8 protein-coding genes, 1 rRNA gene and 3 pseudogenes are annotated in these 15,196 nt (G+C 73.8%); 5 read left to right on the forward strand and 7 right to left on the reverse strand.

What is annotated here, in order from left to right:
* Both ACFFHU_RS25270 and ACFFHU_RS25275 read left to right on the forward strand, forming a co-directional pair.
* Positions 1-952 (forward strand): annotated as a pseudogene (locus ACFFHU_RS25270) (hypothetical protein); the annotation flags it as partial.
* A gap of 278 nt (positions 953-1,230) precedes the next feature.
* Positions 1,231-2,703, forward strand: coding sequence for a cryptochrome/photolyase family protein (locus tag ACFFHU_RS25275; protein ID WP_377342741.1), 1,473 nt, complete (start codon positions 1,231-1,233; stop codon positions 2,701-2,703).
* An 18-nt stretch (positions 2,704-2,721) separates the two neighbouring features.
* Here ACFFHU_RS25275 and ACFFHU_RS25280 read toward each other — a convergent pair whose 3' ends face one another.
* The 3 genes from ACFFHU_RS25280 to ndk form a co-directional block, all read right to left on the reverse strand.
* On the reverse strand, positions 2,722-3,504 hold the full coding sequence (locus ACFFHU_RS25280) for a lysophospholipid acyltransferase family protein (RefSeq protein ID WP_377342742.1): 783 nt from the start codon (positions 3,502-3,504) through the stop codon (positions 2,722-2,724).
* A gap of 254 nt (positions 3,505-3,758) precedes the next feature.
* Positions 3,759-6,923, reverse strand: coding sequence for an isoleucine--tRNA ligase (gene ileS, locus ACFFHU_RS25285; protein WP_377342743.1), 3,165 nt, complete (start codon positions 6,921-6,923; stop codon positions 3,759-3,761).
* Positions 6,924-7,257: 334 nt separating this feature from the next.
* The gene (ndk, locus tag ACFFHU_RS25290) at positions 7,258-7,680 is read right to left on the reverse strand and encodes a nucleoside-diphosphate kinase (RefSeq protein ID WP_377342744.1); all 423 of its coding nucleotides are present in this window, start codon (positions 7,678-7,680) and stop codon (positions 7,258-7,260) included.
* A gap of 177 nt (positions 7,681-7,857) precedes the next feature.
* On the opposite strand from ndk, the pseudogene ACFFHU_RS31725 reads away from it, so the two are divergent.
* Both ACFFHU_RS31725 and ACFFHU_RS25295 read left to right on the forward strand, forming a co-directional pair.
* Positions 7,858-8,610: pseudogene (locus ACFFHU_RS31725) on the forward strand (glyoxalase/bleomycin resistance/dioxygenase family protein); the annotation flags it as partial.
* A gap of 915 nt (positions 8,611-9,525) precedes the next feature.
* Positions 9,526-9,933 (forward strand): annotated as a pseudogene (locus ACFFHU_RS25295) (VOC family protein); the annotation flags it as partial.
* Here ACFFHU_RS25295 and ACFFHU_RS25300 read toward each other — a convergent pair.
* Genes ACFFHU_RS25300 through ACFFHU_RS25310 form a run of 3 tightly spaced genes read right to left on the reverse strand, consistent with a single transcriptional unit; the run spans position 9,926 to position 14,255 of the window.
* Positions 9,926-10,312 (reverse strand): DUF4233 domain-containing protein, encoded by a 387-nt coding sequence (locus ACFFHU_RS25300; RefSeq protein ID WP_377342745.1) that lies wholly within the window; start codon positions 10,310-10,312, stop codon positions 9,926-9,928. The pseudogene ACFFHU_RS25295 and the gene ACFFHU_RS25300 sit on opposite strands and share 8 nt — an antisense overlap.
* Complete coding sequence (locus ACFFHU_RS25305) at positions 10,309-11,580, reverse strand: bifunctional folylpolyglutamate synthase/dihydrofolate synthase (protein WP_377342748.1); 1,272 nt, start codon at positions 11,578-11,580, stop codon at positions 10,309-10,311. Before ACFFHU_RS25305 ends, ACFFHU_RS25300 begins: the two co-directional genes overlap by 4 nt.
* A 56-nt stretch (positions 11,581-11,636) precedes the next feature.
* Complete coding sequence (locus ACFFHU_RS25310) at positions 11,637-14,255, reverse strand: valine--tRNA ligase (RefSeq protein ID WP_377342746.1); 2,619 nt, start codon at positions 14,253-14,255, stop codon at positions 11,637-11,639.
* A gap of 69 nt (positions 14,256-14,324) precedes the next feature.
* Between ACFFHU_RS25310 and ACFFHU_RS25315 the strand changes: the two genes are divergently transcribed.
* Positions 14,325-15,026: a hypothetical protein gene (locus ACFFHU_RS25315; RefSeq protein WP_377342747.1), complete on the forward strand. Its 702-nt coding sequence runs from the start codon at positions 14,325-14,327 to the stop codon at positions 15,024-15,026.
* Between the two features lie 93 nt (positions 15,027-15,119).
* On the opposite strand, the gene rrf is transcribed toward ACFFHU_RS25315, so the two are convergent.
* A 5S ribosomal RNA gene (rrf, locus tag ACFFHU_RS31730) occupies positions 15,120-15,196 on the reverse strand; the annotation flags it as partial.

Consider the following 15,196-nt stretch of genomic DNA (forward strand, 5'->3'; position numbering starts at 1 on the left):
CTGGCCCGCGACGCAGGCCGGCCCGCCCCCGCACGCGCCCTGGCCCGCGACGCAGGCCGGCCCGCCCCCGCACGCGCCCTGGCCCGCGACGCAGGCCGGCCCGCCCTGGCCCGCGACCCAGGGCGGCCCGCCGGCCTTCCTGCCGGCCGCGCCCGGCTCCTGGTCCCCGCTGCCCGCACCGGCCGCGCTGCCGCCCGGCGCGGCGCCGCAACCCACCTCGCCGGCCTCGCCGCACCCGCAGGCCGGCCGGGGCGGCGCGGGCCCGGCCGGTTCGGCGCCGCCCGTACCGGCCCCGGAGCGCCGGCGGACCCGGCGGCGCGACCGGCGGCCGGCGGCGCCGCAGCCGCCGGCCGCACCGCCGCCGGGCTGGCGGCCACCCACCGGGTACGTGCCGGTGCCGGTACGCCGGCGTCGCCGCTGGCCCTGGCTGCTCCTGCTGGTGGTGGCCTGCTGCTGCGCCTGTCCCGGCTACTTCGGGCGGCCGATGTGGCAGCAGTATCCGGCCAGCGCCTCGGTGCCGGATGAGGTGGCGGACCTGACCCTGCGGGACGACGCGACGAGCCAGCGCGCCACCCAGCAGCTCGAGCAGGACATGCGGATCGCGCACACCTTTGCCGAGCAGACCTTCGCGGCGGTGTACGCGGCCCCCGGCGGCAAGCGGGTCACGGTGTTCGGCGCCACCGGCTTCCGACTGAGCCCCGACCAGGACGTCACGGCCGAGGTCAACCGGCTCACCGAGACGTACGCGCTGACCGAGGTCGCGGCCGTGCCCACCGATCAGCGCGGCGAGTACCGCCGGTGCGGCGTGGGCGAGGCCGGCGACACCCCCGTCGTGCTGTGCACCTGGGCCGACCACGGAAGCCTGGGCACCGGCCTGTTCACCGGGCGGTCGATCCCGGACAGCGCCGCCCTGCTGGACCGGCTCCGCTCGGCCATCGTCACCCGCGGCTGAGCGGCCGCCCAGCCGCGGGCGGCCGACCGGCAGCCGACCGTCACCCGGGGTTGAGCGGCCGCCGACCGTCATCCGCGGCTGAGCGGCCGCCCAGCCGCGGGCGGCCGACCGGCGGCCGGCCCGCCATCCTCGGCCGACCCGCCACCGGCAGCCGGCCGGCCACGCCTGGGCGGCTGAGCGGCAGGACAGTATTGTGACGCCGGAACCGGATGTGACCGATCGGCCACAAAGCGATGAAGAACGCTTCGGATATGCCGTACTCGGGTGATAATGGAGAAATGTCGCGTCGCTGGCTGTTCGCTGATCAGCTCGGACCGCATTTCCTCGACGACCGACACCAGCCGGTGTTGCTGATCGAGTCCCATTCGGTGTTCCGGCGCCGGGTCTTCCATCGACAGAAGGCGCACCTGGTGCTGTCGGCGCTCCGCCATCGCGCCGCGGATCTCGGCGACCAGGCCCGGTATGTGCGGGCCGAGACGTACCGGGAGGGCCTGCGCAAGGCGGGCGAGCCGGTGGACGTCTGCCACCCGACCTCCCGGCGGGCGCGTTCCTTCGTCCAGGGTCTGGACGACGTGACCGTGCTGCCACCCCGGGGTTTCATCACCGGCCTCGACGACTTCGCCGGCTGGGCCGATGCCCGGCGCGGCACCCTGCGGTTGGACGATTTCTACCGGTTCGCCCGGCAGCACCACGGGGTGCTGGTGGCCGGCGACGAGCCGGAGGGCGGGCGATGGAGCTTCGACGCCGACAACCGGGAACCGCCGCCCAAGGAGGCCGATCGGCTCGACGTGCCGGCGCCGCCGGCCATCACCGAGGACGAGATCGACGCCGAGGTCCGGCACGACCTGGACCGGATGGCGGCAGAGGGGGTCCGGTTCGTCGGCCGGGACGGCCCCCGGCTGTTCCCGGCCACCGTGACCGAGGCGAATGCCCGGCTCCGGCACTTCGTCAAGCACCGGCTGGCCACGTTCGGCCCGTACGAGGACGCCATGCTGACCGACGATCCGTTCATGGCGCACTCGATGCTCTCGTCCTCCTTCAACCTCGGCCTGCTGGACCCGCTAGCGGCGGTCCGGGCGGCGGAGAAGGCGTACCGGAGCCGCCAGGCGCCGCTGGCCAGCGTTGAGGGGTTCATCCGGCAGGTGCTGGGCTGGCGGGACTTCGTCTGGAACCTCTACTGGTATTTCGACGCGGGATACCGGGGCAGCAACCGGCTGGTGGCCAGGCGCACGGTCCCGGACTGGTGGCAGGACCTCGACGCCGACGCCGTACGGGCGCGCTGCCTCTCCGACATCCTGGCCGGGGTCCGGGACCGCGGCTGGACGCACCACATCCCCCGGCTGATGGTCCTCGGCAACTACGCCCTACAGCGCGGCTGGCGCCCGGCCGAGCTGGTGGACTGGTTCCACCGCAGCTTCGTGGACGGCTACGAGTGGGTGATGACCGTCAACGTGGTGGGCATGAGCCAGTACGCCGACCTGGGCCGGATGAGCACCAAGCCGTACGCCTCGGGCGGCGCGTACATCAACCGGATGAGCGACTACTGCGGCGGCTGCCCGTACGACCCCAAGCGGCGGGTCGGCGAGAAGGCCTGCCCATTCACCGCCGGTTACTGGATGTTCCTCGACCGGGTCCGGGGCACCCTGCCGAGCAACGCCCGGATGGCCCGCTCACTCAAGCAGCTCGACCGGCTGCGGGATCTGGCCGAGGTCAAGGCCCAGGAGAAGCGGCGCGGCGACCGGGCGCCGTAGCACCCGGGCGGCGCCGGATCAGGCGCCGGCAGCCGGCCCCGCCGGATCAGAGCCGGCAGCCGGCCCCGCCGGATCAGAGCCGGCAGCCGGCCCCGCCGGATCAGAGCCGGAAGCCGGGCCCGCGCCGCTGCTCGGCTCGCTCCGGCTCGGGGCGTAACGCGGGACGTACTCCTGGCCGGTGAGCCGCTGGATCTCGTTCATCACCTCGTCGGTGATGGCTCGCAGCGAGCTGCGGTCGTCCGGCCGGCCGGTGAAGTCGAGCGGCTTGCCGAACCGCACCACCACGCCGCGGACGCCCGGCTTCGGCAGCCGATGCCCGATCGGCTGGACCTTCTCGGTGCCGGTCACCCCGACCGGGATCACCGGCACGCCGGCGGCCAGCGCGAGCCGGGCCACCCCGGTCCGGCCGCGGTAGAGCCGGCCGTCCGGCGAGCGGGTGCCCTCCGGATAGACCGCCACAAGGTCGCCGGCCTGGAGCACCGGGATGGCCGCGTCGAAGGCGGCCAGCGCGGCCCGTCCACCGGCCCGCTCCACCGGGATCGCGCCGAGACCGGTGAGCACGAAGCGGGAGATCCACCCCTTGACCCCGGTGCCGGTGAAGTAGTCGGACTTGGCCCAGAAGGCCAGGTGACGCGGCACGGACGCGCCGAGGAACAGCTCGTCGGCCACCGAGAGGTGGTTGCCCGCGAAGATCGCCCCGCCGGTGGCCGGGATGTTCTCCAGGCCCTCGACGGTGGGCCGCCAGGCCAGCAGCATGCCGTTGCCCACGGTGAGCTTGCCGATCGAGTAGAGCAGCGGCACTGGTCCTCCGACATGTCCGAGCGGGAGAGGTGGGCGGGAACACGGTAGCCGACGCCGGCCACCGGGCCGCCGCCGATTCCACGGTTGTGGCGACTTACATAGCCCCCGGTCTTACCCGGATCCGCGCCGCCGCACGCCGGGCCGCCCGGAGCGCGGCCATTCCCGCCACGCGCCGGGCCGCCGGCTCCGGCCGGCGGGGCGCCCCGGCGGCCGGCACGCCCCGTCGGCCGCGCGGGCGGCGGCGGCCCGCCGGGTCAGACCCGGCGGACCGCGGCCACCACCCGCTCGCCGTCGCCGGCCTCCCCGGCGAACCCGTCCAGCTCGTCGGCGAACGCCACCGAGTCGGCCAGCACCTCGCGGGCCAGGAAGTCCCGGTACGCCTCCACCGCCGCGCGCACCTCGGCGCCCGCGGCCAGCCGCACCTCGATCCGGTCGGAGACATCCAGCCCCGCGTCCCGGCGGGCCTGCTGGATCACCCGTACGACGTCCCGGGCCAGACCCTCGGCGGCCAGCTCGGGGGTGACCGCGGTGTCGAGCACCACCACCCCCTCGCCGCCGGGCAGCGGCGCCGAGTGGTCGGCGTCGGCGGCCACCAGCTTCAGCTCGTACTCGCCCTCGGCCAGGGTGACCCCGGCGGCCACCGGCGCGCCGTCGACCAGCTCCCAGTCGCCGGCCTTGACCGCCTTGATCACCGCCTGCACCTGCTTGCCGACCCGCGGACCCAGCGCCCGCGGCACCACCGTGAGCACCTGCTGGCAGTAGTCGGCCAGCTCGGTGGTGAACTCGACCTCCTTGACGTTCACCTCGTCGGCCACCAGCTCGGCGAACGGGCGCAGCCGGTCCGCCGCCGGGCTGGCGACGACGAGCCGGCGCAGCGGCAGCCGGACGCGCAGCCGGTGCGCCTTGCGCAGGGACAGCGCGGCCGAGGAGACGTCGCGGATGGCGTCCATCTCGGCCACCAGGTCCGGATCTGCCGGGAACAGCTCGGCGGCGGGCCAGTCGGTCAGGTGCACGGACCGCTCGCCGGTCAGGCCGCGCCAGATCTCCTCCGCCATCAGCGGGGCCAGCGGGGCCATCACCCGGCACACCGCCTCCAGCACCGTGTGCAGGGTGTCGAACGCGTCCCGGTCGCCCGCCCAGAACCGGTCCCGGGACCGGCGGACGTACCAGTTGGTCAGCGCGTCCAGGAAGGACCGCACGGTGGCGCAGGCGCCCGAGATGTCGTACGCGTCGAGCTGCGCCTGCGTGCCGGCGATCATCTCGTGCGTCTTGGCCAGCACGTACCGGTCGAGCAGGTCGGCGGAGTCGTGCCGGATCCGCGCCCGGTAGCCCTCGGCGTTGGCGTACAGCGAGAAGAAGTACCAGACGTTCCACATCGGCAGCAGCACCTGCCGCACCGAGTCCCGGATCGCCGACTCGCTGACCACCACGTCGCCGCCGCGCAGCACCGGGGAGGCCATCAGGGTCCAGCGCATGGCGTCGGAGCCGTACCGGTCGAACATCTCGTAGACGTCCGGATAGTTGCGCAGGCTCTTGGACATCTTCCGGCCGTCGTCGCCCAGCACGATGCCGTGCACCACCGCGTTGCGGAACGCGGGCCGGTCGAACAGCGCCGTGGCCAGCACGTGCATGGTGTAGAACCAGCCGCGCACCTGCGGGATGTATTCCACGATGAAGTCGCCCGGGTAGTGGCTCTCGAACCACTCCCGGTTGTCGAACGGGTAGTGCACCTGGGCGAAAGGCATCGAGCCGGACTCGAACCAGCAGTCCAGCACCTCGGGCACCCGGCGCATGGTGGACCGCCCGGTCGGATCGTCCGGGTTCGGCCGGGTCAGCTCGTCGATGACCGGCCGGTGCAGATCACCGACCCGGACCCCGAAGTCACGTTCCAGTTCGTCCAGCGAGCCGTACACGTCGACCCGGGGGTAGGCCGGGTCGTCGGAGCGCCACACCGGGATCGGCGAGCCCCAGAAGCGGTTGCGGCTGATCGACCAGTCGCGGGCGCCGGCCAGCCACTTGCCGAACGAGCCGTCCCGGACGTGCTCCGGGGTGAAGTTGATCTGCTGGTTGAGCTCGACCATCCGGTCCCGGAACTTCGTGACGGCCACGAACCAGGACGACACGGCCTTGTAGACCAGCGGGGTGTCGCAGCGCCAGCAGTGCGGGTACGAGTGGGTGTAGGTGTCCTGCCGCAGCACCACCCCCCGCTCCTTCAGCTCGCGGATCACCGGCTTGTTGACGTCGAACACCTGCTCGCCGGCGTACGGCGGGACCAGCGAGGTGAACCGGGTGTGGTCGTCCACCGTGACGATGGTGGGGATGCCCGCGGCGGTGCAGGCGTTCTGGTCCTCCTCGCCGAACGCGGGAGCCAGGTGCACGATCCCGGTGCCGTCCTCGGTGGTCACGTACTCGGCGCCGAGGACCTGGTAGGCGTTCTCGCCGGCGCGGTCGACGAGGAAGTCGTACAGCGGGGCGTAGCGGCGTCCGACCAGGTCGCGGCCGTACACCGTGCCGACCCGCTCGTGATCGGCCAGTTCCTTCGCGTACGCCTCGAGCCGCGCGGCGCCCACCACGTAGCGCGGCCCGGCGGGCTCGCCCTCGACCCGGCGCTCGAGCACCGCGTACTCGATGTCCGGGCCGACCGCGAGGGCCAGGTTGGACGGCAGCGTCCACGGCGTGGTGGTCCAGACGCCGAGCCGCAGCGGCCCGCGGACCGCCTCGGGCGCGGTCTCGTCCGGCGTCACGTCGAACCAGACGCTCAGCGTCGGGTCGTGCCGATCCCGGTAGACGTCGTCCATCCGGGTCTCGGTGTTGGACAGCGGGGTCTCGCAGCGCCAGCAGTACGCCAGCACCCGGAAGCCCTCGTAGATCAGACCCTTGTCGTGCAGGGTCTTGAAGGCCCACATGACGCTTTCCATGTAGTCCAGGTCGAGCGTCTTGTAGTCGTTCGCGAAGTCCACCCAGCGGGCCTGGCGGTTGACGTACCGCTCCCAGTCCTTGGTGTAGGTCAGCACCGACGTCCGGCAGGCGTCGTTGAAGGTGGCCACGCCGAGCTTGAGGATCTCGGCCTTGCTGGTGATGCCGAGCTGCTTCTCCGCCTCCACCTCGGCCGGCAGGCCGTGGCAGTCCCAGCCGAACCGCCGCTCGACCCGGCGGCCGCGCATCGTCTGGTAGCGCGGGACGACGTCCTTGGCGTACCCGGTCAGCAGGTGGCCGTAGTGCGGCAGGCCGTTGGCGAACGGCGGCCCGTCGTAGAAGACGTACTCGTTGTTCCCGCGGTCTCCCGCGGGCCGGGCCTCGACGCTGGCCGGGAAGGTCTTGTCGGCGGCCCAGAAGTCCAGCACCGCGCGCTCGACCGCCGGTAGGTCGGGGCTGGCCGGTACGCCGGCGCCGGTGGTGTCGTGCAGCGGGTATGCCATCCCGGGTCTCCTCCTGCGAAGCTGTCCTGCCGGTGCTCCGCGAGGACGAGCCCCCGGTACGCCGTGCCGGCGCGCCGCGGACCCGCGGTACCACCCCGCTTGACGGTCACGATCGACCGCCCGCTCGTTGGCCGGCTGTGACGGGCCGGACCCGTCCGGTTCTACTCGGGCGCGGACGCCCTTTCTTCCGGAGGCTCCCCGGTGATGGCCGGATCGTCGCCAGTGCCCCCCAGAATACCCGACCGCGCGCCGCCTCGGCCTCCTGGAAAGGAAGGGCCCCTTCTTATCGCTTTTTGTATAGGAAGGGGCCCTTGTTAACGCCTGCTGCCGCCGCTCAGCCGAGCTCGGGGAACCAGAGCGCGATCTCCCGCTTGGCGCTGTCGGCCGAGTCGGAGGCGTGCACGAGGTTTTCCCGGTTCGACAGCGACAGGTCGCCGCGGATCGTGCCGGCCGCGGCCCGCCGGCCGTCGGTGGCGCCCACCAGCGCCCGGACCACCTCGATCACCTGGTCGCCGGCCACCACCATGGCCACCAGCGGGCCCGCGGTCATGAACTGCCGCAGCGGCGGATAGAACGGCTTGTCCAGGTGCTCGGCGTAGTGGGCGTCGGCGAGCTGCCCGTCCATCGTCCGCAGCACCATGGCCTCGATCGACAGGCCCTTGCGCTCCAAACGGCCGATGACCTCGCCCACCAGCCCCCGGCGCACGGCATCGGGCTTGATCAGTACGAGCGAGCGCTCATCCGAGCTGCTGGGCACGGGATCCTCCTGTCGGGGCGGTACGGCTGCGGCCAGCGTACCGACCGGACCGGTACGGGCGTACGGCGGGCGGCGACGCCGGCTGACCGGCCGCGACTCGCCCCGCGGCGCGCGGCCACCGGTCTTTTCATTTCTGGCGCGGCGGGCCTAGCCTGGCATCAATCAGGGAGGTCCACTGTGGCGAACGGCCGCCGAGACGTCGCACCCGTGCGCAAGCTCATCGCCGCGGTCCTCGGTACCGTGGCCACCTTCGTGATCCTCTTCGGCGCCGGCATGACCAGCTGGGCCATCGTGGCCCTCGGCGGAGCGCTGCTGGCGCTGGCCGTGGGGCTCGTGGCGGTGACCGCCGTCCGGACCGGCGCCCGGGCCTGGGTGACCGGTTTCGCCCAGGTCCACCAGGTGTCGGAGCCGCCCGCCGGGTACGCCTTCGGCCGGTGCGAGCTGCAGATCGTGATCGACGCGCCCGGCCTGCCGGCACGCTCGGTGAAGGTGATCGACCCCCGGGTCCCGGTCGCCAAGTGGCCGACGCCGGGACAGATGCTGCCGATCCGGGTGGCCATCGACGACCAGCGCCACGTCCGCATCCTGTGGGACGAGATGCCGACCCACGCCGAGTCCGCGGCCCAACCGGATCTCCCGCCGGGGTACGAGTTCGCCGGCCACGACGACGACCTGCTGATCGAGCGGGAACCGCCGCCGTGGCTGCGCCGCGATCCCGACGACGACCTGCCGCCGGGCGACCCGGACACCGCCGACCTCACCGACGACATCGGCCGGTTGCACGGTGAACCGGTGGTGGTACGCCAGGGGCCGGGCGGCACGCTGGTGCTGGAGGGCACCCTCGTGGAGCCGCCGGCCGCCCCGCTGCCGCGACGACCCCGGCCACAGCCCCACCCGTACCCGTCGGCCTCGGCGGCCGCGGCCACCGCGCCGGCCGAGCCCGACGCCCCGACCGTCCGGCCCGGCGACCCGGAGGTGGCGCCGGGCGACCCGTACCCGGGAGCCCCGCGGCTCGACCCCGACGCCGCCGCCACGGCTCCGCGCGCCCCCGGGACGGGCGCCCGGTCGCCGGCCGCGGCAGCGACCGCGCCGTCGGCCGACCCGGACGCGGCGGCGGCACCACCGGCCGACCCGGACGCGGCGGCGACCGCGTCGCCGGTCGGCGGTGACCCGCTGGCGGCCGGTCCGGGGCCGGACGACGTTCCGGCCGCGGCGGCCCCGGCCGCCGGATCCGCGGCGGCGCCCGCCGAGCCGTTCAGGCCGGCCGCGGCATCGGCCGCCGACCCCGACAGGCCGGCCGCGGCATCGGCCGCCGACCCCGACAGCCCGGCCGCGCCGCCGGCGGGCGACCCGGACCTGCCGACCGCCGCCCCAGCGACGCCGGGCCCCAGCGCGAGGACGCCGGCCGCCGATCCGGACGACCGGGCCGCGATCTTCGTGGCCGGCGCTCGAGCGGAGCCGGGGTCCGGCCCCGACGCGGAGCCCGACCTCGACGACGTGCTCTTTCCCGATCTCGACGCCCCCGCGCCGCCCGACGGCGCGCCGGCCGGACGGGACGCCCCGCGAGCGGCGGGACCGTCCGCCGGAGCGGCGGCCGCCGGCCCGACCGTGCCGCGACCCACGCCCCCCGCGGACGACCTGGACTTCGACCTTGACCTGCCGATCGACGATCCGGCGCCGCCGCGGGTGGCCACCGCGTCGGCCAGTCGGGACGGTCTGGCCGGCGCGGCGGCCCGGGCCGACGCCGCCACGGCCCGAACCGACGCGGAGGCGGACGGGACCGACGCGGAGGCGGACGGTCCGGCCGTCGGTCGGGCCGCGCCGGCGGCCGGCACCAGGGCGGACGCCGGCCCGATCAGCGGCGTGGGCATCACCCTGCTGGTCACCGACCTGGAGCGGTCGGTCGCCTTCTACCGGGACATGCTGGGCTTCCGGGAGGTCGACCGGGGCGACGGGAACGCGGTGCTCGCCTCCGCGGGCACCCGGTTGGTGATCCGGGCCATCCCGGAGGTCGCGCCGGTGAACCGTCGGCTCGTCCACCTCAACCTGGACGTGGCCGACGTGGAGACGACCTACGAGGACCTGCGGGCGAAGGGGGTGCGGTTCACCTACGCTCCGCGCACGGTGAACCGCGGCCGGCGTACCGAGGTGGTGGCGGCCGCGTTCCGCGACCCGGACGGGCACGGCATCGCCCTCACCCAGTGGCGGGAAAACCGGGCCGCCCCGGACCAGGCCGGGACGACGCCTAGCTGAGGATCACCCGGCGGACGTGCAGCGCGTACGCCCAGACGGCCGCGAAGATGAAGCCCAGGACGCCGAGCGACCAGTGCAGGAAGCCGGCCAGCAGGAGCAGGGCCTGCACGGCGCTCCCCGCGTACCAGGCCCAGGGCCGGCGGAGCAGGCCGGCCACCACGACGGCGAGCACGGCCAGCCCGATGATCGCGGCCACGGTCGCTCCGCTGAGCCGGCCGCCGAGCACCCGGATCGGCTGGATCGCCAGCAGCAGGACCAGCGCCTCCAGCGCCAACGTGGCCGCGCCCAGCCCGCGCGCCGCCCCGGCCGGGTTCCGCAACCCGGACCGGCCCGGCGCCGGCCGCTCCTGGTCCGGCCGCTCTTCCTCGGGCGTGGTCATCGCTTCAACAGCCGACGCGCGTCGGCCACCGTGACCACCGAGCCGGTGATGAGGACCCCCACCCCGCTCAGCTCGCCCTCGACCTCGGTCTCGGCGTGCACGACGGCGGACTCGATGGCGTCCGGCATCTCGGCCGCCACCTCCACCCGGTCGGGCCCGAAGATCTCGCCCGCGATGGTGGCCAGCTCGTCGGCCGGCATCGCCCGCGGCGAGGTGTTCCGGGTGACCACCACGAAGTCCACGACCGGCTCGAGCAGCTCCAGCATGCTCGCCGCGTCCTTGTCGGCCAGCACCGAGACCACCGCCACGAGCCGGCTGAACGCGAACTCCTCGGCCAGCGCGGTGACCGTGGCGGCCATCCCCTGCGGATTGTGCGCGCCGTCCAGCAGGATCGTGGGCGCCGTGCGGACCCGCTCCAACCGGCCGGGCGAGGTGGCGGCGGCGAAGCCCTCCCGTACCGTTTCGACGTTCAGCTGCCGGCTCGCGCCGGCGCCGAGGAACGCCTCCACCGCGGCGAGCGCCACGGCCGCGTTCTGCGCCTGGTGGGCGCCGTGCAGCGGGACGAACACCTCCTCGTACACCCCGCCGAGCCCCTGCAGGCTGAGCACCTGGCCGCCCACGGCCACGGACCGGCGCAGCACCCCGAACTCGCTGCCCTCCCGGGCCACCGTGGCGCCCACCTCGACGCAGCGCTCCAGGATCGGCCGGGCGGCCTCCTCCTCCTGCGCCGCCGCGATCACCGTGGCCCCGCGGTGGATGATGCCCGACTTGGCCACCGCGATGTCCTCGATCCGGTCGCCCAGCCACTCGGTGTGGTCCAGGCCGATCGGGGTGATGACCGCGACGCCGGCGCCGAGCACGTTGGTGGCGTCCTCGGCGCCGCCGAGGCCCACCTCGACGACCGCCACGTCCACGGGCGCGTCGGCGAACGCCGCGAACGCCAACGCGGTGGTCAGGTCGAAGTAGGTCAGCGGCTCGTCGGCCCGCTGGTCCACCAGCTCGGCCAGCGGCGCCACCTCGCGGTAGGTCGCGGTGAACCGCTGCTCGCTCACCGGCTCGCCGTCCAGCGCGATCCGCTCCCGCACGGTCTCCAGGTGCGGGCTGGTGTACCGGCCGGTGTGCAGGCCGAACGCCCGGAGCAGCGAGTCGATCATCCGGGCCGTGGAGGTCTTGCCGTTCGTGCCGGTCAGGTGGATGGACGGGTACGCCCGCTGCGGGCTGCCGAGCAGGTCGAGCAGTTCCTGGATGCGGGTCAGATCGAAGACCATCCGGGTGAAGCCCCGGGCGTTCAGCTCCGCCTCGACCTTTGCGTACTCGGGGTCGGTCACGGGTTGAGCACCTCCAGGGAGGCGGTGATCCGGGCCAGTTCGGCCTCGGCCGCGGACAACCGGTCCTTGATCTTGTTGACGACCTGCTCCGGGGCCTTCGCCACGAACGCCGGGTTGTCCAGCTTGGCGCGGGCCTGCGCCAGCTCCTTCTCGGCGGCCGCCCGGTCCTTCGTCAGCCGGGCCCGCTCGGCCGCCACGTCGATCGAACCGCGGGTGTCGAGCGCAACCGACACGTCGGAGGTGACGGCGAGGGTGGCCGACGCCTCGAAGCCGTCCCCCGCGGCGTCCAGCCGGGCCAGCGAACGGATCAGCGGCTCGTGCCCGGCGATGCCGGCCCGGTCGAGGCCGTCCATCCGGGCGGCCACCCGTTGGGTGGGCCGCAGCCCCTGATCCGAGCGGAACCGCCGCACCTCGGTGACCACCCGCTGCAACGCGGCGACCTCATCCTCGGCCGCCGCGTCCGCCCGGGCCGGGTCGGCCGCCGGCCAGGCCGCCCCGAGCACCGTCTCGGCGCCGGTGAGCGCCGCCCACAGCTCGTCGGTGACGAACGGCATGATCGGGTGCAGCAGCCGCAGCAGGTGGTCGAGGACGTGCCCGAGCACCCGCCGGGTGGCGTCCGCGGCCGGGCCGCCGGCCGCGAGCACCGGCTTGACCAGCTCCACGTACCAGTCGCAGACGTCGTCCCAGGCGAAGTGGTAGAGCACGTCGCAGACCTTGGCGAACTCGTACGCCTCGAACTGCTCGTCGACCTCGGCCACCACCCGCTGCAGCCGGGACAGGATCCACCGGTCGACCGGGCCCAACTCGCCGGCCTCGGGCAGCGGTCCGGCCGGGTCGGCCCCGTTCATCAACGCGAACCGGGTGGCGTTCCACAGCTTGTTGCAGAAGTTCCGGGCTCCCTGCACCCAGTCCTCGCTGACCGGCACGTCCGCGCCGGGGTTGGCGCCGCGGGCCAGGGTGAACCGGGTGGCGTCGGCGCCGAACCGGTCGATCCAGTCCAGCGGGTCGACCACGTTGCCGAACGACTTGGACATCTTCTTGCCGTGCTCGTCCCGGACCATCCCGTGCAGGGCCACCACCTCGAACGGCGGCCGGCCGTCCATGGCGTACAGGCCGAACATCATCATCCGGGCCACCCAGAAGAACAGGATGTCGTAGCCGGTGACCAGGACGCTGGTCGGGTAGAACGTGGCCAGCTCGGGGGTCTCGTCGGGCCAGCCGAGGGTGGAGAACGGCCACAGCGCGCTGGAGAACCAGGTGTCCAGCACGTCGTCGTCCTGCCGCCAGCCCGGGCCGGCGGGCGGTTCCTCGCCCGGTCCGACGCAGACCACCACGCCGTCGGGCCCATACCAGACGGGGATCCGGTGCCCCCACCAGAGCTGGCGGGAGATGCACCAGTCGTGCATGTTGTCGACCCAGCCGAAGTAGCGCTTGGCCAGCTCCGCCGGTTCGATCCGGACCCGCCCGTCCCGAACGGCGTCGCCGGCGGCCCGCGCCAACGGCCCGGTGTTCACGAACCACTGCAGCGACAGCCGCGGCTCTACCGTCGTACCGCAGCGCGAGCAGTGACCCACCGAGTGCAGGTACGGCCGCTTCTCGGCGACGATCCGGCCCTGCTCCCGCAGCGCGGCCACCACGGCCGGCCGGGCCTCGAACCGGTCCAGCCCCTCGAAGGGCCCGTGCGCGGTGATGACGCCGCGCTCGTCCATGATCGTGAGAGCCGGCAGGTCGTGCCGCTGCCCGATCTCGAAGTCGTTGGGGTCGTGCGCCGGGGTCACCTTGACCATGCCGGTGCCGAAGCTCGGATCCACGTGGGCGTCCGCGATGATCGGGATGCGCCGGCCGGTGAGCGGCAGGTCCACCTCGGTGCCCACCAGGTGCCGGTACCGGTCGTCGTCGGGGTGCACGGCCACGGCCGTGTCCCCGAGCATCGTCTCGGCCCGGGTGGTGGCCACCACCACCTCGTCGCTGTACCGGATCGAGATCAGCTCACCCTCGTCCTCGGTGTGCTCGACCTCGATGTCCGACAGCGCCGTGAGGCACCGCGGGCACCAGTTGATGATGCGCTCCGCGCGGTAGATGAGGCCATCGTCGTACAGCCGCTTGAAGATCGTCTGTACGGCCCGGGACAGGCCCTCGTCCATCGTGAAGCGCTCGCGGTCCCAGTCCACCGAGTCGCCGAGCCGGCGCATCTGGCCGAGGATCTTGCCGCCCGACTCGGCCTTCCACTGCCAGACCCGCTCCACGAACGCGTCCCGGCCCAGGTCGTGCCGGGACAGGCCCTGCGCCGCCAACTGCCGCTCGACCACGTTCTGCGTGGCGATGCCGGCGTGGTCCATGCCCGGCAGCCAGAGCGCCTCGAAGCCCTGCATCCGCTTCCGGCGTACCAGTCCGTCCTGGATCGTGTGGTCGAGCGCGTGACCCATGTGCAGCACGCCGGTGACATTGGGCGGCGGGATGACGATGCTGAACGCCGGCTTCCCGCTCCCGGCCGACGCCCGGAACGCGCCGCCGGACACCCACCGCTCGTACCGGCGCTGCTCCACCTCGCCCGGCTGGTACTGGGCGGACAGGGTCGGTGCGTTCGCCTGCGCGGCGCTCGGAGTCTCGGTCACCCCAAAAGTCTACGGAGCGGTCTGGCGGACCTGGCGCGCGCCACCGGATGCTCGCGTACGGTTTCGGCTATGGCCGCCCTACCGCATCCGGACCGGGATCGGCCGGAGGGTGGACATCCTCCGGTCGACGTCTCGGCCCTCGCGGTCGAGCCGGGACTCCCGCCGGCCGACGCGGTGCCGCTGGCACCGGACGCCGAGGCGCACCGGCCGTGGTCCCGCCGCCGCAAGGCGGTGGTGGGCGGCCTGCTGGCCACGGCCGTCATCGCGGTGGCCGCCGCCGGCCCGACGGCCTGGCAGGTGATCAGCCAGCGGAACGCCACGCTCAGCGCGCCGGCCTCGGTGGCCGGGTTGACCAGGGACGACAGCAGCAACGCCACGGACACGGTCGACTATCTGCGCGCCGGCCTGGCCGCGGACGTCCGGCTGAACCGCAGCATCGGCGTGGCGTACGCGGACGGCACCGATCGCCGGCGAAGCGTCCTGCTGGTCGGCGGCACGGCCCTGATCTGGCGACCGGAGTCGGCGCTGGACGAGGCCATGAAGCTGCTGTCCGACTCGACCGGCACGCTGAACGGGATTCGCCCGGTGGCGGCGGGCCGGCTGGGCGGGACGATGAAGTGCGGCTCCACCAGCATCGACACCACCAGCATGGCCGTCTGCGGCTGGGCCGATCACGGGAGCGTGGCCCTGGCGATGTTCCCGGGGCGCGCCGTGGACGACGCGGCCGCCCTGCTGCGCCGGATCCGCGTGGCCGTCCAGGCGCGCGGCTGAATCCGCTCTCGGCAAGCGCTCTCGACAGCGAAAGAAATATAGATATGCGAAAAGGGCCACCCCCAACCAGGGGTGGCCCTTTTCGAATTGGTTGTCCGGCGGCGTCCTACTCTCCCACACCCTCCCGGGTGCAGTACCATCGGCGCTGGAGGGCTTAGCTTCCGGGTTCG

This window comes from Plantactinospora siamensis, from assembly GCF_042434095.1.
Lineage (GTDB): Bacteria > Actinomycetota > Actinomycetes > Mycobacteriales > Micromonosporaceae > KBS50.

Bases quoted from the DNA above. Each gene is read 5' to 3' on its own strand.
- ACFFHU_RS25300 (WP_377342745.1), bottom strand. From the start codon at position 10,312: ATGACCACGCCCGAGGAAGAGCGGCCGGACCAGGAGCGGCCGGCGCCG.
- ACFFHU_RS25315 (WP_377342747.1), top strand. From the start codon at position 14,325: ATGGCCGCCCTACCGCATCCGGACCGGGATCGGCCGGAGGGTGGACAT.
- ACFFHU_RS25275 (WP_377342741.1), top strand. From the start codon at position 1,231: ATGTCGCGTCGCTGGCTGTTCGCTGATCAGCTCGGACCGCATTTCCTC.
- ACFFHU_RS25305 (WP_377342748.1), bottom strand. From the start codon at position 11,580: ATGGTCTTCGATCTGACCCGCATCCAGGAACTGCTCGACCTGCTCGGC.
- ileS (WP_377342743.1), bottom strand. From the start codon at position 6,923: ATGGCATACCCGCTGCACGACACCACCGGCGCCGGCGTACCGGCCAGC.